Origin of the sequence: Planosporangium flavigriseum, assembly GCF_011947225.1 — a bacterium.
Lineage (GTDB): Bacteria > Actinomycetota > Actinomycetes > Mycobacteriales > Micromonosporaceae > Planosporangium > Planosporangium flavigriseum.
In genome coordinates this window covers 32,058-48,918 of sequence record NZ_JAATVW010000005.1, presented here as the reverse complement: position 1 = coordinate 48,918, position 16,861 = coordinate 32,058, and the positions used below count along the sequence as shown (strand labels likewise).

The following is a 16,861-nucleotide window of genomic DNA, read 5'->3' as shown; positions in this document are numbered from 1 at the left end:
CCCAAGCAGGTCGACTCTACGTGTGTTAGGCTCACGGATTTCAAGGTTATTCAGGGTGGTTGTCTTGCCGACACCCCCTGGGGCCAGCAGGATGAAACTTGAACCGCCTAGAAGGTCGCTGATCGGTCGGATCCCGACTTGTGGCCTCGTCCACCAGTCGTCCGCTGAGGGGAGCGCAAGGAATCCGTGCCGATCGAGCGGTATTGTCTGTCCGGGTGGCAGGACATAGCGGTCCGGTTGATCGATTGGGGGCGCGACGACCAATCCCTGTCCTTTCTGTTCGAACCGCATCAAATTTTCTTCGGTCAGACGTTGTGGATACGCCTATCTCGCCGTATGTGACTTGCCTCGCCCGATCGCTAAACGCGCATATTCCACTACCTGTCTGCATATGGCTTGAGGACGGGAATGTCGCGGACCTTCTGGGCGTTAAGGTGCCCTGCCATGATGCCGTTGGGTCGCATCGGCGAACCGCATTCGATGACATCGTCGGGTGTGACGATGACGTCGACGCGGAAATCGTGTTCGGTTTCGGGTAGCTCATCCTCGACGACCTGAAGTTGGTGCACTGTCGTGACGATTGTAGTTTCCGGTCCGATCAGCCCGGCTTCGGTTAGCAGCGCTACCTCGATGTCGGAGTAGCCGGCTCCCTTGCCGACCCGTACGCCGTTGCGGTTGACGACAACGCTGCCGCAGACGATGAGGTCAACTGGACGCATCTCGTCAACCCCGATAGTCCGCGCAGTCTTGGCCGCGCCGCCACTGCTGGCCGCTGTTTCGAGTGGCATCGTCAGCGTGGCCGGGTCGAGTAGGTAGAAGGGTGCCGGTGTGGCGAGCTTCGGCACCGCCATATAGAGCAGTTTGCCCTTATGGAGCGCGCGGACACGTACGGGAAGTTGGGCCTTGTCCGGGTTGGACTTGATGACGGTTGCCGCCCGCCAGATGGGGAGCTCGGCGAGTCGTGCGGCGGCCTGGTCGGCTCCCGCGAAGTCCGGGATGTGGCCGTGGACGCCGGGCGGTGCGGCGCCTGCGCGTTCCAGGAGGTTCCAGACGCGCTCGCGGGCGGCCTGCTTGGCACGGTCGATCTCGGTGTCCGTCACGGCGGGCTCCTACCCGGCAATCATTAACGTGAAGAGCCTATCGTTGACCTCTTGCACGGCCCGTTCGTTGCGCCAGGGCCGCAGCTCCTGGGCGGCGGCGAAGACGACGTTGAGGCCACCCCCGCCGCGGGTCTGCTCGACCACGTCGATCGCCTCGTGCAGGCGGGCGGCGGCGGTGTCGATGTTGCGTTGCCGGATGCTGGCCAGTGCCAGGTTGCCAAGGACAATCGCGGTGGACTTCCGTCGGACGGTGAGGAGTTGGCGCGTCGCGTCGAGGATGGGTTCGGCCTTTCCGGGCTTGCCGAGGAACAGCCAGCAGGAGCCGGCGAGTCGGCCGTGTTGGCTGGGGCAGAACAGGACGCCGGCCGGGTCGTGCGGCTCGATTTGGGCGAAGTGCCTCTCTGCCGCACCGAGGGCTTCGTCGCAGCTTCGCGTGTCGCCGAGCATGGCGTGAGCCTCGCCGACGTGGAGCAAGGCCAGCCCAGCGATGACGTGGCTGTCGTGCTGGCTAGTGACGGCTGCGTGGTGGGCGAGCGCCAGCCCGGCGGCCGGTTTGCCGGTGCCGTAGAGGGCGACGTAGCTCTTGCGTAGTTGGGCGTGGGCCTCGGCGACGACGTCGCGTGTCTGCTGCGCGGCGGTGATCGCCTGGTCGAAGTAGCCGATGGCGGCTGAGTGGTCTCGTCGTTGCGAGGCGTCCCAGACGAGCTGACCTATCAGTGTCGCCGATTCGACCACGGCGGCCGCCAGTTCGCGCCGCACCGGGCCGATTGTGGCGTGCTCTCGCAGGAAGACGGTCTGTCCGTGGAGTTGGCCGGTCTCGGCGAGCAGTTGCGTCGATGGGACGCGTTCGTACTGCTCGTCGAGGCGTTGCACCTGTTCACGGAGGTAGGCAACGGCTATGAGATCAACCCTGCCGGGGCGCTTGAGGACGTAGTCGAGGCGTTCGTTCGGTCGTGATGGCGGCTCGCCCACGTCGGCCAGCAGCTCGGCCAGTTCTTCGACGGAAACCCGCAGTGCGGTGGCGAGTCGGGGCCGGTGCCAGGGTTGCGGGTCGGTTTCGGCTCGCTCCCACCGGACGACGGTCGAACGATCGACGCCGACCACCTCGGCCAGCCGTTCCTGGCTCAGCCCGACAGCCTTGCGGCGCTGCGCTAGGCGGTACCGCCTGTACGACATGATCTCCCTCCCTTCGTCGCTCCGGTGGTGACGGATCCATTCATCCAGGCCACCGGATACGGCGCAACGGGGATGCGCCAGTTCTGCGCAGTTCCCGCAATGGAGTGCGAGAGTCCGGGCCGGTTGTGTGGACGCATGGCCCGGGACGGGTGCCGGGCGGTCAACGGAAAACGCCGGTTCGGCAGCCGGCCACGTAGTCCGAAACCCCGCCCGTCTCGGTGCCAACCCATCCGCCGTAACGGGCGAGATGCCATCAGCAGCGGGGAGCACCATGTGAGCTTCTTCGAAGACAGCAAGGGCGAATCGTCGCACGCGACGTCCCCAGAGCAGGTGGCCCACCTCCGCAGGATTCTCGACACCCACGCCAATGAGCCGTCGAACGGGAAGTGCCCCATCTGCGGCATACGCGCCTGCCCGGATTGGCGGTACGCCTACGACCAACTCGCCGCCGCCGGCCAGCTCATGGCCGAGCCCGAACGCTGGTTACGGCCAACCGGCAGGGAAGGACGCCGGTGAGACGGCCGTATGCGCCGCCGATCAAGGCAGACGACACGGTGAGTCTTAGAGGCGACTCCTAGGAGTCATTTCTTGAATAAGGCTCTTGACGCTGTTCCTAGGACGTCTACCTTGGGTACGTGACTGACGTGAACTCTGAACGTCTACTCCCAACAGGGAACTGCTGGTGCGGCTGCGGCAAGCAGACAGGCCTCGGCTCGTTCTTCGCGCAAGGCCACGACAAGATCGCCGAGGCTGCGCTGGTCGCAGCCGAATACGGCGCATCCGTCGCGCAACTCCTAACCGCCTACGGCTACGCCCCACACCGTGGGCGCCCCGTCATCCGTGCGGCCGTCGATGCCGGCCACTGGGAAGCCTGCGGACACGACGACGGGCAAAATCCCCCTTGCTGGTACTGCGGCACTCCAGAGAGCGTCCGCAATCATCGTCGCAAGTACAACCACACGTCCTCATCACAGGCGTAGGCCGAGACCAGCGAACGGCCCGGACACGCAGGTCCGGGCCGTTGCCCTACTTGCCGGCGTCACCGCCGCGATTGGCGACCAGTGGCTGGGGGGCTGGCGGTGTGATAATGGGCTCGTGCGCGCTGCCCGCGGTCTGCATGGACGTGCAATGGGGCGACGTCGTCGGCGAGGGCTTTCGCGCGCGCGGTCAGGCACTTTGGAGTCTCCTCCAGTTCACTGCGGTACGCCGGCGGCGTCACTGATTCGCGCAGGTGTCCGGGTCGCGGATGGGTCCGGACGGTTACCGGGAACCCGGACGACAACGATCTGTCGTGGAGTCTCCTCGGCGTTCACCTGGACAGACTCGAGCCAGACGCTGGAAAACAGATCGGGTACCCCGGTCCGGTGCTTGGTCAGATCGAGGACCAGCAGGATGCCGAAGGCGACGTTGGTGACGCTGTACGCCCTTGCCTGTCCGGCGTAGCGATGCAAGCCGTCGCGGGAGGCGTTTGTCTCTTCGCGCTTGCACTCGACGTAGAAACTCATGCCCGGGAGTTCCACAACGACATCGGCGCGGCCACCCGCGATGTCGTGAACCTCCGCACGTATCGCGTTGTAGAACGCGTCGTCTTTGAGCCAGTCGAGGTAGTCGGACTGTAGCGCGCATTCTTTGGGGATATCGCCGGTCGCGGCGACGTGCAGGTACGCGGTGCGCGCACCGCCCGTACGGGCAGTGATGTTGTAGCAGCGCATGAGGAACCGCACGGTCTGCCGGACGAGGACCATGAAGGGACCGCCGGCCAGAGACCAATCGGGTGATGTGGCGAGGTGACGCTCGAGGCCGTCGAGCAGCGCCTCGACCTTCGGGTTGCCGGTCTCGGCGCGGGCGATCTTTGCGTCGTACAGCTTGTTCTCCAGCTCCTGCACAAGCTCGGGCGAAAGGCGATCGAGAAGAGCGAGAGCGTGGTCAGCGCGAAAGTGACGAAGGATCGCCGGCACCCGGCGCAAATCTTTTCCCAGGACATCACCACGGGGTGCGCCTGTTGGGGGCCCGTGGGCGGTGGCAACGGCGGCGTGCACCGCCTCGCTGAGCTGCCGTGCAACGGCGTCCTGTCGGAAGCGTGGATCTTCGGCCAGCGCCCGGTCGAGTAGGGAAAGATTACGTGCATTGTCGGCGAAGGTGGCTTCGATAACCGGCGCGATCAGTTCCTCCACTCCCGCGCTGGAAATGTCGTCACCGCCAAAGCGGCGGGGGAAGGTCCGGCTCGCCCTGTACGCGTCGAGTAGCGCACCGATCGCCTCGTCCACGCGATACCACGCGTCGTCGCTGAGCGGCTCTGCTGCCGCGGCGAGGAACACTGACAGCCGCTGCCAGGCGTGCTCTTCCTCGCGGCGATTGGTCATCCAAGGCGGGCTGTAGCAGCCGGCCAACCATGCCGCGTGCTGGGAGACTGCTTGGCCGAGTCGTGTCGACGCCTCCTGAACCGGGGCGACGTCACCGCGGTTGAACGCCACGATCGCGTCGATGGCGGCTGCGTACGCCTCAGCATCATGCCGCTGCTCCTGAGCGGTGGTGAGGGCGGCGAAGCCACGGCGCGCCCTGGTCAAGCCATCAAAGACGGTCGGGAAGTCCTCGGCATCCAGCGTGAGACGAAGGTCGGCCAGGGCGAGTTCGAATCCGGCGTCGTGATCGGCGGCAGGGTCTCGGGCCAGCTGCTGCAGCAGTGTGATCAGGTCGTTCTCGGCAAAGTGCTCATGCAGGATGCCCACCAGGCGAGGCAGCCGTCGTTTGAACTCGCCGGGGGCAGTGTCGATCGTTTCGAGCAGGTCACCGAAGAACGTCAGAAGGCGGTGCTGCTTGTACACCCGGGTAGTGATGAGATGAACCAGGGCTTCCAGTGCGCTGGCGCCGATTGCTACGGCTCGGGCAGGTGCCGCCGGCGCAAATGCATCCTCAGCGCGCGCGAACAGGGCCCGCTCGAGTCGGCGGTCTAGGCGTTTGGCAAGCCGGGGGTAGTGCAGGAGTCGCCCGACAGCGCTGGCGTATGACGTTGGACGTTCGTGGGTCTTAAAGCCGTCGGCGATGGCGGTGTCGATGCGTTGCAGGTCATCGCCTGCCGTGGAGTCGCTCGGGTCCCCTGCCTTGCCAGCTGCGTCGATGAGATAGAGAAACCAAGGGCTGGCGGCGATGGCTGCCGAGGATTCGGCGACGGTGGTCGTACCGCCGAGGTCGGCGAGGGTGGGGCCATCAGTGAACCGGCGCTCATCCGCGTTCGCGGCCCAGGTTTGGATGGCAGCGGCGATCTCCTCCGGTATCGCCGCCTGCTGCATCTGCCACTCCTATCAGCCCGTGCGGGACCTGTCCACAAGCGTCAGAACAGGTGCTTGTCGTTTGCCCCAACGATCAACTGGCTTCTGGGGAAGACGTCCCAGACAGCGTCGTGACCGGTGGTGAGGATCAGTTGCAGGCCTTCGGTGTCTCGGCCGAGTGCGAGCAGCCGCTCAAGCATGATCTTGACATCCCCGGGGATGATCTCGACATCCGCCGGTGAGTCGATCAATAACAGGCCGGGGTGCGAGTTGATGCCGTGACGGCGCCCGACCGTCATCAGACTGATGATGATTGCGATTCGGAGGCGCACCCGCTCGCCCGGGCTGAACTTCTTGAACGGAGTGGTGCCCTCCTCGCCGGACTTGCGGGCGTTGAGCTTCCCGGACAGGTCGAGTCTGACCGAGTCGAGGTTGGCCACCCCCAGCTCGCGGGCAACGGTGACGATCTCGCTGTTCAGCTCGGCGAACAGATCGGTGGTCGCTGTGGACGCCACCCGCTTGAGGATCTTGGCCGCCACCGCCAGCACGCGCTGGGCATCGTCGTCTTCGACTGGCTCCGGTTCGCCGAGCTCATCGAGGATTTGTACGGCGCCGGCGAGCCGGGCTACCTCGTACTCCGCGGCGCTAATCTGCGTCTGCACGTCCGTATCACGCATCGCCGCATCCAGTGCGGCGTTGGCCTGTTGCTCGTGTTGTCGGGCGTCGGCCAGGGTGGTCTCGGCCTTCGCTACCGCTTCGCTGGTTCGGCGCTCGGCAGCCCGTGAGGCCGCCGCCTGCTCGCGAAGCCGCTTCAGGACTTCCTGTCGGTCCTCCTCATTTGCCTCCGGCAGGTGGAGCGGGGTCGTGCATACCGCACACACCTGCTCGGCGTTCTCTCGCCTTTTGCGGTCACCGTCGATTGCGGTCTCGCAGCGCGGGCACGCATGCGGACTCAGCGCGGCGAACAACGCCCTCGCAGCTGCAGTCTCTGATGCCTCCCGATGGCGGCGTTCGTCGTCGATACGTGCTCGCCGGGCCTGCTCATGCAGGGCGCGTACCTGGGACAATCGACGCTCCGCCTGCACTACCGCAGTGCCTGCGGCCCTCGCCGCGGCGCGCAGCGGTTCGAGGTCGGGCACCGAGCGGCGAAGGCGGCTCAGGTGAGCGCGTGCGTCGCGCAGCTGGCCATCCAGGTCACCGAAGCGCTCGACGCGGGCCCGCGCGTCCTGCCTGGCCCGCCGCTCGGCATGCCGCGTGTTCTGTTTGGAGACCTGTTCACTGGCGTCGGCGGCCATCGTGTCGGCCACGAACGGCACGTCGAGGAAGACCTGCATGAGTCGGGTGGGTAGCTGGCCCACGGCGGTCTTGCCGAACAGGAACGAATCGCTGGCCGAACTCAACGCGATCATCGGGAAATACGAGGGCCATGCGTGCGGCTGCACCGCCCCGTCGCGCTCGCCGTCATCCTCAGTCGGTGCCCCCTTGGAGGCGGCGAACGTCTCCAGAGGGCGTAGTCCAAGCCGCTCCATCATGAACCGACCCACCAGGTCAGCAACGGGGCCCGGACCCACCGCGCGGTCCACGACCCTGACCCCTGGACCCGCATCCTCTCGACCGTCAAGGGCTAGGAGCTGATCTATTGATTCGGCGGTTAGCAGCGTCGCACTGTACGAGCGTCCGTTCTGCACCTGCAGCCGGATCGACACCGCGACGCCGGAGACCTCCGCGTCGACGCGGATGTAGTCGAACCACCTGAACGACTCAGACCTCTCGTACATTTCGTCCGATTCGCCGCGTAAGGCGAACACCAGGGCCCACAGCATGCTCGTCTTGCCAGCGGAGTTCTTGTCGCGGCTCGCGATCACCCACGTGCCCGGGTCGAGGTTGACGTCCTTCTTGAACGGGCCGTCGGTGCCGTTGTGGGTGCCGGACTTGACGCCGGCGACGTAGAGCCGCCGGATGGTGATGTGCCGCTGGGCAGGCATGGGCGGTCGAAGGCTGATTCCGAAATCGTGAAGGATCTGCCGTGCCCGCTCTGGCTCTACTCGGGCGTCGGCGGCGATCTCGGACAGCAATTCGTCCTCGCCGGGTATCGCGTCAGTCATGCGTCCACTCCCGCCTGCGCGCGTAACGTCGCCAGCCGCTTTCGGGCTCGCTCCGCGATCGATCCGATCTCCTCGTTCAATCCGGTACCGGCGTAGTCGCGCTGTAGGTACTGCCGCCTGCGTAATGCGGTGCCCGTCAGGCCTGAACCGTCCGCGAGCGCTACGACGACTCGGACACGGTTGCCGTACCAGCTCAGGACCGGGAACTCGTCGACGGCAGACCGGGCGACGTCGCGGCCGAGTGCGGTCAGGTAGTAGTTGTTGCGCAGAATGCGCCGACCCCCGATGAGCGGGTCGCGCGCCACCAAGCCTTCGGAAACCAGGATCGACAGCGCCATGTCCAGGGGCTCGTACGCGCCAAACTTGTACCGCAGCATCGGGATGGACCGCAGCTCAGGTTCCTCGGAGTCCAGAATCTCTCCGGCCAGATCAAGCAGGAACGTCTCGCGGCTTGTCGCGTAGTCGTTTAGCAGTTCGTCTGCAAGGTAGTCGGGATACCGCAGCCAAAAGTCGAGCTTCTGCAGTCGGCCTTCTCCGCTGAGCACCGCAACGGCATCCGCCGGCACGTCTGCCGCCTGCTCCACTGGCCGAGCTGCCGCGTCAAGCAGCAACAAGATCCGTACTGCGTCGAAGTACGGGTCGCCATCACTTCCTGTGGCTGGCATGGATCAGAACGTAGTTAGTTATAGCTGTCGGGCATAGACCCATGTCATGCGATCGTCCGGTCGGCGCAATCCTCGATACACTCAGCGCGCTTGACGAACTACACGGCCAAGTGTCGACGTGTAACGGTAAGCCTCCTTTCCGTCGGCGAGGGTGTGGTGGGCCGGGAAGAGATGGCGTTGGTTCGCCTGGGCATCGGCCTGTGCCTGGACGCTGGGGCCGAACGCTGCCATGTGCGAGCACGGGGCGCTTCCGTGCGCCGTCCGGCGCCTCCCACGGCCCCTTGAGCTGGCACTTGAGCAGCTGCCGCGACGGCGATCCGTACGTCCCCGCCCGCCTCACCTGTCGGTCCTCGTCGGCACCGCACACGGGGCACAACGCCGTCGGCTCACTGCTTGGAGGTGCTCGCGGATGTCGTCGAGTCGCCGCGTTAGGGAGACGATCGAGGCGCGGTCGGCCCAGTCGAGCAGGGTGCCGTCGCAGTACGGGCACCGGTCGAACAACGTCTCGTCCTGTTCGGGCTTGGGATAGATGAGTTCGCAGGTGTCGCAGATGAGCAGGTGCTCCTTGTCAAAGTTCGCGGCGAGCTTCTCCTGGCTGGTGTGCCGGCGCGCTCGTCGTCCCATCGCCTGCCAGAGGCTGTCGACGGCGGCGGCCCGCCGGGCGGGGTAGTCGTCGTACGCCTGGTGCTGAAGCCGCCTGCGGGTGCCGGTAGGCGGCACGCCCAGCATGCTGATCTCGGCGCTGGTAGCGAGGTTCCCTGCGGCCAGCGTCGCGGCGAGCCGGCACAGGGGTGGATGGGCCGCGACAAGATGGTCCTCTGCGACGAGCAGTCGGCGGGCCTGCTCGGTCCACAGCGCGGCATACCGGTCCTCCAGCACGGCGACTAGCGGCCGGGCTAGGTCGCGTGCCTCGAAGCGGCCGATCTTGCGCCGGACCCGGCTCCAGTCGATGATCTGGTTGGCGAGGTTGGGTTCGGTGTCGAGGAACTTCGCCGGGTCATCGCCGACCACTGCCCGCATTGCCGCCGCGGCGCATTCGCTGCCCAGCCAGTCGGCGAGCCCGCTGACAGAGCGTAGATCGCCCAGGGCGTCGAGGTCGGCCCGGCGACGCACGACGGTGTCCTGGTAGGTGTGCCATGCCTCGGACTCGGCTTGGGCGTCGAGCCGCTCGGTGAGAATCTCGGCCAGGGTGAGTTCGCCGGCGGCGGCCTCGTGCAGCATCCAGCACGGTTCGACGATCGCGCGGGCCGGGTCGCAGACATGGCCACACGCCGCGACAACGGGCGCCTCGGCGCGGTCGCCGGTGGCGTAGGCGCGTTCGTGTTGGTCGAGCAGTGGCTGGGCGGCGCGGACGAAGGTCGCGGCCCGCGTCGCGGTGGTGGTGAGCAGCAGCAGAGGCGGGCAGTGCGGGTGTACCCCAAGCCAGGCCCGGTCGGCGGCGTAGGCCAGATAGCGGACCACCTTCTGCTTGAGCAGGGTCTGCGTCATCGACGCCAGGTCTACCTCGACGAAAATAACCGCACTCCCGGCACTGGCCAGCAGTACCTGGGTGACCGCGTCGGGCGTCAACCGGTACCGGCGGGACCAGGTCCCGGTGCCGTCCCACTCCTGCCAGCCGGCCCGGTCGGTCAGCCACTCCTCGGGTTCGACGCCGATGGCGGGACCGTGTTCGGTGAGGGCGAGCCACACTTCGGTGATCGCGGCGGCGTGCGTGGCGAACATCGCTGACGGGCGGCCCTCGGCCGCGGCGGTCCCAGTCACCAGCCGGGCGCCGGCGGGCCGCAGCCACCAGTGCCGGGGAGCCGAGCCGCTCTCCCGACCGGGGCGGGCACACTCGACCAGGTTCGCCGCGCGCAGCCGCTCCATCCGGTACCGCACGGTCCGTTCCGGCGCCCCCGTCGCGCGGGCGAGTTGGCCAGTGGTCATCACCCGGTGCCGGTCGAGCAGGACCAGCAACAGATGCGACGGACCACCCGAGGCCCGCAGCTGGGTCAGGAAGGAGCGGTCAGCCACGGCAGCACCGCCGATCCGTCCCGACTCTCCATGGGCTGCTTCCGGTGACACCACAGGTGTCAGTCGCCGGTCGGCCCGAAAGCCCGAAAGCGGTCCCGACCAGCACTGACAGCGCCGCAGGGCTCGCCGTTCGGAGCAAGAGCAACCGGCAACCCCCGCGCTGACGAAACAAGAACGAGGACGTCACCGCGTGCCGCTGCGCATCTGTCGGACGCCGCACCGTACCTGTCACGCCCCGACGACCGCCGAAGGCTGACGATGGTCTTGCGACTGACAGATTCGGCGCACCGCCGGGCAGCAGCGCTGACAGAGCCGCCAGCATCTTTCGCGTCCTGAGATCAACCACGGTCACCACCCCCGAACGGGGCCGACGCGTATTCTCTGGCGCCGTTACCGGTAGCAGTGAACGGTTCCGGACCGTCGGCAGTAACGACAACGCGCAGCAGGTGGCTGAGCCGGTCGTTGCGGACCCGGTGGCCGGCCGCGCGGAGTCCCGTCGCGAGGTTGCGCCGGTTCACCGGAGTCCCGGCGGCGGCCAGCTGGTCTCGGACCACGCGGGCAGCGGTCTCCAACTCGGCCAGGCCGGTCCGGCTCGTTGGCTCATCCGGAGGCAAACCGGTCCCCAGCGTTTCGGTCAACCGTGGAGCATCGCGTCCCGCCTGCGGCCCATCCGGTCCCGCGTCGGGACCAACGGGACCGCGGGGACCATGGGGACCATCGGAACCGGCCGCATCCTCGCAACCCGGAGCATCGGCCATCGCCACCCGATCACCACCGGAGCCGACATCAGCCGGCGCGGAGTCGAGCAGCCCGGCCAGCAGCTTGATCGACACCAACAGCGCCACCGCCGGCCACCCGGCCACCAGCCGCCCGACCGGATCCGAACCCCCGACCGCCACGTTCGCCGCGACGCTCGCCGCCGTCCCGGCCGCCAGCGCCGCCCACGGCAGCCAGCCCGCCCGCGTCCCAGCCCGGCGATGCGCCAGCAACACCAGCGACGCCACGATCTCGATCCCGTCGACCGACACCGGGAACGCGTGCGCCCGCCATCCGACCTCGCCGTGCAGCCGCGCCAACTCGGCCATGTGCGAATAAGAGATAGCCCCGGCGACCCCAGCAAGCCCGACCACCGTCGTTCCGGCCGCACCGACGATCACGCGATTCGTGGCGCTCATCGCGCACCGCCCGACCGGCGCCGACCAGCGGCCTCAGGATTGACAGAAAGCGAAACGGCCGCCTCGATCACCAATGTCCGTGATCTCGACGACCGTGCCCATGTCCTTGGTGCCCCCGGCAGGATTCGAACCTGCGACACACGGTTTAGGAAACCGATGCTCTATCCCCTGAGCTACGAGGGCGACGGGCACTAGGGTACCTGCCAGCGACGATCAGCGTGCGTCAGGGACGCTCACCGCCGATCAGCAGCGACAGCGCCGACCGGCGATCGCACACCGATCACACGCACCGCCGTGATCTTGCTCGACAATCACGGACACGCACCGTCGCTCAGGGCCGCGCACCGTAGCTCACCGACTATTGCTGACACATCGCTCGCACGCACGAAGATCATCGATGTATTGGAACCACGAGACGGCCGGTGGGCGTTGGTCCAATGGCGGCGACCAGCCGCCAGTGCTAGTGCTCTGACCACAGACGTTCACGGTGTTGGATGACACGCCGCCCGGCCTCCCAGGCGGGCAGCGTGCGGGGTTGCAGGCTGTGCGGGTGGCAGAACCCGTGCGTGTACGGCGGCTGACTGACCAGGAAGGGCAGCAGCTGTTGCGTATCACTCGACGAGGGACCGGCTCGGCGATCAAGCTGCGTCGGGCGATGGTCGTGCTGGCCTCGGCCGGCGGCAACAGCGTGCCGGTGATCGCCAGGCTGGTACAGGCCGACGAGGACTCGGTGCGGCAAGTCATCCACGGGTTCAACGAGATCGGCATGGCCAGCCTGGACCCTCAGTGGGCGGGTGGCCGTCCCCGCCTGATCAGTGAAGACGACGACGCGGTCATCGCCGCGACGGCCACTACCCGCCCCGAAGCGTTGGGCAGCCGTTCACCCTGTGGAGCGTGCGTAAACTCGCTGACTACCTCGCGCACAACCACGGCACCCGCCGGGTGCGGGTGGGCCGGGAACGACTGCGGCAGTTGCTGCGCAAGCACGGCCTCACGTTCCAGAGCACCAAGACGTGGAAGGAGTCCAACGACCCCGACCGCGACATCAAGCTCGCCCGCATCGAGCAGGTCATGACCGAGGTTCCTGACCGGGTGTTCGCCTTCGACGAGTTCGGGCCCCTCGCGGCCCGGCCGCACGCCGGGGCGGGCTGGGCGCCGGCCGGGCATCCGGACCGACTGCCGGCGAACTACCACAAGCTGCACGGCGTGCGGCAGTTCCACGGCTGCTACAGCGTCGGCGACGACACGCTGTGGGGCGTGGTCCACCGCCGAAAGTCCGCGGCGAACACCCTCGCCGCGCTCAAGTCGATCCGACGGGCACGCCCGGACGGGGCGCCGATCTACGTCATCCTGGACAACCTGTCCGCCCACCGCGGCGCGGCGATCCGCCAGTGGGCCGCCCGGAACAAGGTCGAGCTGTGCTTCACCCCGACCTACTCCTCGTGGGCCAACCCGATCGAGGCCCACTTCGGGCCCCTGCATGTTCACCATCGCAGGATCGAACCGGGCCAACCACCCGGCGTCCATCAAGGCCATCCACGCCTATCTGCGCTGGCGCAACGCAAACGCCCGCCACCCCGACGTCCTGGCCGCACAACGCCGCGAACGCACCCGCATCCGCTCTGAACGCCAACGACGATGGGGCCAGCCCTCGACCCGGACCGCAGCCTGACCCATACCACCAACGTTTGTGGTCAGAGCACTAGCTGAGCCGCTGTTCGACCGTGTCGTGGCTCATCGTCTGGGCCTCTTTCGCTTGACCGCCGTCGCCTTGCCGGTGGTGCGGCCGGCCGCCCCGGTCGGACTCTCCACCACCGTCGCCGCGGTCTCCGCCGTCTCCGCCGCCGCAGGCTCGGAGGTCGCGTCCGGCGTCCGCGTCAACGTCCGCCCTCTCGTGGTGCCGGGGCGGCCCAGGACTGCACCGAGACCGCCGGGGCGGTTTTCGAACGTGACGGCCAGCGGGGTGGCCACGAACACCGACGAGTAGGTACCAGCGATCACGCCGATCAGCAGGGCGAGGGCGAAGTCGAGCAGCGACTCGCCGCCGAGGACGGCCAGCGCGATCAGGATGAACAGCGCACCCATGCCGGTGTTCACCGTACGGGGCACGGTCTGCAGGCAGGCGGTGTTGGCCAGCTGCGCGAACGTCGGTCGCCGGTCGCGCCGCTCCTTTTTCGCCGCGCCGACGAGTTCGCGGACCCGGTCGAAGACGACCACCGAGTCGTTGACCGAGTACCCGATCACGGTGAGCAGCGCGGCCAGGAAGACCCCGTCGACGGGTTTGCCGAGCCAGGCGAAGATGCCGACGAGGATCAGCACGTCGTGGGCCATGCCCAGGACGGCTGCCGCGCTCCACTGCCACCGGAACCGGAACGCGAGGTAGGCCAGCTGGGCCGCCAACGCGATGGTCAGTGCGATCAACGCCTTGCGGCGCAGTTCGTCGCCGAGGCTGGGGCCGACCTGCTCGTCGCGGAGCCGCTCCACCGTGCCGGCCCCCGCGTTGGCGAGCGCGTCGCGCACCTTCTGCTCGCCTGTGTCGTCGAAGCCGCCCGCGCGCACCGAGATGTTGCCGTCGCCGGATTCGTTGACCACCGCCTGGGACAGACCGGCGCCGGTGACCGCGGTGCGGGCCTGGTCGACCGAGATCCGCTGGCTGGTGCTGTACTCCACCAGCCGACCGCCGGTGAACTCCACCCCGAAGTTCAGTCCCCGTACCGCGATGCCGGCCACCGCCAGCACCACCGCGACCGCGGCGACGGCGATCCACAGCCGGCCGCGGCCCATCAGGTCGGGGTTCTTCCGCTCGAGGGTGCGGCGTACCCAGCCGACGTTGCCCAGCCCGCTCCAACCGGGCCGCTTGGCGAGCCAGCCCTGCTTCAGCGTCACTTCGGCGAGCACGCGGGTGAGGACCAGCGCGGTGAACATCGACACGACCACGCCGATGCTCAGCGTGACTCCGAAGCCGCGTACCGGACCGGAAGCCAGGAAGAACAGCAGGCCGGCGGCGAGCAGGGTGGTGATGTTGGAGTCGATGATCGCCGACCAGGCGTTGGCGAACCCGCCCCGGATCGCGGTGCGCAGGGTGCGTTTGCCGCCGGCGTACTCCTCCCTGGCTCGTTCGAACACCAGCACGTTGGCGTCGACGGCCATGCCGATCGCGAGGACGAACCCGGCCAGGCCGGGCAGTGTCAGCGTGGCGCCGAGCGCCAGCAGCGCGGCGTAGGAGATCAGCCCGTACGCGACCAGTGCCACCGCGGCGAGCCCGCCGACGATGCGGTACACCGCGACGATGAACAGGATCGTGGCGATCAGGCCGATGACGGCGGCCTGCGCGGAGGCCTCGATGGCCGCCTTGCCCAGCGTCGGGCCGACGGTGCGCTGTTCGATGACCTCCACGGGGACCGGGAGCGCCCCGGCGCGGACCAGCAGGGCGAGGTCCTTGGCCTCCTCCTTGCCGAACGATCCGGTGATGACCGTCGAGCCGCCGGTGATCCCGACGTCGCAGGCGACGGTCTGCTCGACCTGCGGTGAGGAGATCACCTTGTCGTCGAGGACGATGGCGACGCGGCGGGTCGGGTCGCCGGCCGGGGCGCAGGCTGCCTTGCCGGTCAGTTGCTGCCAGGCGCGCTCCCCCGCGCCGGCAAAGTTGATCGTCACCTGCCAGCCGCCGAACTGACCGGGCTGGCCTTCGGCGCCCTTGATCTGCTGGCCGGACAGGGCCGCCGGGCCCAGCCGGAGCCGCTGCCCGCTCTCGTCCGGAAGCACCAGTTCGCCGCCGCTGGACCCCGGTGCGGTGCCCGGACTCGTCGAGGTGTCCGGTGCTGGCGTGCCGGCGGGGGCCGGCGTCGGGGTCCCGTTCGGGGCCGGTGTCGGGCTCTCACTCGGGGCCGGCGTCGGGGTACCGCTGGGTGCGGGGGTCGGGTCGGGCTGCTGCGGCGCGATCCCGAGCACGGGCCGGAACGTTAATTGGGCGGTACGACCGATGACGTCGACGGCCTCTTTGGGGTCGGTGACGCCGGGGAGCTCGACGATGATGCGACGCTCGCCGGAGCGCGCGAGGGTCGGCTCGGCCACGCCGAGCTCGTCGACGCGCCGGCGCAGCACCTCCAGGGCGTCATCGGTGGTTTTCGCGGTGGCCTTGGCCAGCTCACCGTCACGGGTTTCCAACACGATCTGAGTTCCGCCACGCAGATCCAGCCCCAGCCGCGCCGGTCTGGCGGCGACCAGCCACCCGGACACGGCGAGTATGACAAGGGCGAGAAATGCGCGCACGGCAGTAGCGCGCGACACGAAAATGGTCTCCTCGAAGAGAGCAGGCGGGCGCCGCCCCGCGCGTCGGGAAGGTGCCCGGATCAGGTCAGGACGCGGGAGTCACCCACCGCGGGCGGGCCCCGACCCCGGTACGTGTCGCTTCGGCCGGCATTGCACTGGTGATGTTCGGTGGCTGGGGCGGACCACCGGCCCTTGGGCGGCGACGGCTGGTAGGCGACCACGCATCCGGCGGCCGCGAAGGCCACCGAGATCCAGGTACCGCCGCGCTTGGCCACCAGCCGGACGTCCGGTCGGCCGCCGGTCGCGATGGGCTGGACGGGAGCCACCACGCCGCTGAGCGCAACACCCGCCGGGGCGGCGGACTGCGCGTCCACCACCTCGGGGTTGACGGTCGCGGACACCATCGCGAGCAGCAGAGCCAACAGAATCGGCAGACAACCCGCCCGCCGACGCTGCCGCGCCACCCGCTCCGCCACCGTCCCCACCTCCACCTCGAACCCCAAACGGTACTGGACCCGGCTGCCGGTACACACCCGATGCGCCCCTGGCACGGCGGTCGCAGCCGACACGATCGGTGGTGACGCCATCGATCCCGTCAACGACTCGGTAGGGTTGGAAACAACAGCGACATAGACGAAGGGAGCCGTTGGTGCGGCGCACGCAGGTACGGTGGAGGCTGTCCGCCGTACTGTTGGTGCTGCTGCTGGCCTTCGTCACCGCCGTATGCCGCCCGACTGGCGGCGGCCGAACCGGGCCCGGTGACACCTCTCGGTCGCTGTCAGCCGTCATGCTCGCCGATACGGTCAGCGCCTCCCCGGGCGCCGGCATGGGAGACGGTCAACCGCGGCTGACGACGAGCCGCGACAACGGCCCGGTACTGCTGTTCATGGCCGTCCTGTCGGCGCTGTTGGCCGCGTTGCTCTCCCGGGTCTGGCCAAAGACGGCGTCATCGCCGTGGCTGCTGCCCGCCGCGTCGTGGGCGGCGGCAGCGCGCGGGCGCGCCCCGCCGCGTCTGGTCTGAACATCTTCGCCGGCTCACCGCTGCGAGCGGTGGGCAGAGCCACGTGCGCTCTCACGCCGGCCCGG

The 16,861-nt window shown here is 68.2% G+C and carries 12 protein-coding genes, 1 tRNA gene and 1 pseudogene; 4 read left to right on the top strand and 10 right to left on the bottom strand.

The features are described from left to right. Window positions 1–377: 377 nt before the first annotated feature. Window positions 378–1,100, bottom strand: coding sequence for a 5-formyltetrahydrofolate cyclo-ligase (locus tag HC028_RS09230; RefSeq protein WP_203981328.1), 723 nt, complete (start codon window positions 1,098–1,100; stop codon window positions 378–380). Between the two features lie 9 nt (window positions 1,101–1,109). Next, a complete protein-coding gene (locus HC028_RS09225; RefSeq protein ID WP_168075280.1) occupies window positions 1,110–2,276 on the bottom strand; it encodes a helix-turn-helix transcriptional regulator in 1,167 nt (388 codons plus the stop codon). A 273-nt stretch (window positions 2,277–2,549) separates the two neighbouring features. Here HC028_RS09225 and HC028_RS09220 point away from each other — a divergent pair, with 273 nt between their 5' ends. Together HC028_RS09220 and HC028_RS09215 are read left to right on the top strand one after the other, a co-directional pair. After that, entirely contained in the window at window positions 2,550–2,792 is a 243-nt protein-coding gene (locus HC028_RS09220) for a hypothetical protein (RefSeq protein WP_168075278.1), read from the top strand. Window positions 2,793–2,911: 119 nt separating this feature from the next. After that, the gene (locus HC028_RS09215) at window positions 2,912–3,256 is read left to right on the top strand and encodes a hypothetical protein (RefSeq protein ID WP_203981329.1); all 345 of its coding nucleotides are present in this window, start codon (window positions 2,912–2,914) and stop codon (window positions 3,254–3,256) included. Between the two features lie 213 nt (window positions 3,257–3,469). Here HC028_RS09215 and HC028_RS09210 read toward each other — a convergent pair whose 3' ends face one another. The 6 genes from HC028_RS09210 to HC028_RS09185 all read right to left on the bottom strand — a co-directional run bounded on the left by HC028_RS09210 (window position 3,470) and on the right by HC028_RS09185 (window position 11,686). Further along, the gene (locus HC028_RS09210; protein WP_168075276.1) at window positions 3,470–5,566 is read right to left on the bottom strand and encodes a hypothetical protein; all 2,097 of its coding nucleotides are present in this window, start codon (window positions 5,564–5,566) and stop codon (window positions 3,470–3,472) included. Window positions 5,567–5,607: 41 nt separating this feature from the next. Beyond that, window positions 5,608–7,650, bottom strand: coding sequence for a hypothetical protein (locus tag HC028_RS09205; RefSeq protein WP_168075274.1), 2,043 nt, complete (start codon window positions 7,648–7,650; stop codon window positions 5,608–5,610). Then, window positions 7,647–8,261 (bottom strand): hypothetical protein, encoded by a 615-nt coding sequence (locus tag HC028_RS09200; RefSeq protein ID WP_239075476.1) that lies wholly within the window; start codon window positions 8,259–8,261, stop codon window positions 7,647–7,649. Before HC028_RS09200 ends, HC028_RS09205 begins: the two co-directional genes overlap by 4 nt. Before the next feature lie 390 nt (window positions 8,262–8,651). Further along, window positions 8,652–10,328 (bottom strand): replication-relaxation family protein, encoded by a 1,677-nt coding sequence (locus HC028_RS09195; RefSeq protein WP_168075272.1) that lies wholly within the window; start codon window positions 10,326–10,328, stop codon window positions 8,652–8,654. 338 nt (window positions 10,329–10,666) lie between these two features. Beyond that, window positions 10,667–11,503 (bottom strand): DUF2637 domain-containing protein, encoded by an 837-nt coding sequence (locus HC028_RS09190; protein ID WP_168075270.1) that lies wholly within the window; start codon window positions 11,501–11,503, stop codon window positions 10,667–10,669. A 107-nt stretch (window positions 11,504–11,610) separates the two neighbouring features. After that, window positions 11,611–11,686 (bottom strand) — tRNA-Arg (locus HC028_RS09185). Between the two features lie 367 nt (window positions 11,687–12,053). Here HC028_RS09185 and HC028_RS09180 point away from each other — a divergent pair. Beyond that, window positions 12,054–13,175: pseudogene (locus HC028_RS09180) on the top strand (IS630 family transposase). A gap of 62 nt (window positions 13,176–13,237) precedes the next feature. Here the strand turns inward: HC028_RS09180 and secD are convergent. Beyond that, complete coding sequence (secD, locus tag HC028_RS09175; protein WP_168075268.1) at window positions 13,238–15,793, bottom strand: protein translocase subunit SecD; 2,556 nt, start codon at window positions 15,791–15,793, stop codon at window positions 13,238–13,240. Window positions 15,794–15,855: 62 nt separating this feature from the next. Next, window positions 15,856–16,251, bottom strand: coding sequence for a hypothetical protein (locus tag HC028_RS09170; protein ID WP_168075266.1), 396 nt, complete (start codon window positions 16,249–16,251; stop codon window positions 15,856–15,858). Between the two features lie 173 nt (window positions 16,252–16,424). Between HC028_RS09170 and HC028_RS09165 the strand changes: the two genes are divergently transcribed. Next, window positions 16,425–16,796 (top strand): hypothetical protein, encoded by a 372-nt coding sequence (locus HC028_RS09165; protein ID WP_168075264.1) that lies wholly within the window; start codon window positions 16,425–16,427, stop codon window positions 16,794–16,796. The last annotated feature ends 65 nt before the right edge of the window (window positions 16,797–16,861 follow it).

What these genes read in the sequence shown, in the direction of transcription:
- HC028_RS09190 (WP_168075270.1), bottom strand. Translation starts at nt 11,503, where the DNA reads ATGAGCGCCACGAATCGCGTGATCGTCGGTGCGGCCGGAACGACGGTG.
- HC028_RS09225 (WP_168075280.1), bottom strand. Translation starts at nt 2,276, where the DNA reads ATGTCGTACAGGCGGTACCGCCTAGCGCAGCGCCGCAAGGCTGTCGGG.
- HC028_RS09205 (WP_168075274.1), bottom strand. Translation starts at nt 7,650, where the DNA reads ATGACTGACGCGATACCCGGCGAGGACGAATTGCTGTCCGAGATCGCC.
- HC028_RS09210 (WP_168075276.1), bottom strand. Translation starts at nt 5,566, where the DNA reads ATGCAGCAGGCGGCGATACCGGAGGAGATCGCCGCTGCCATCCAAACC.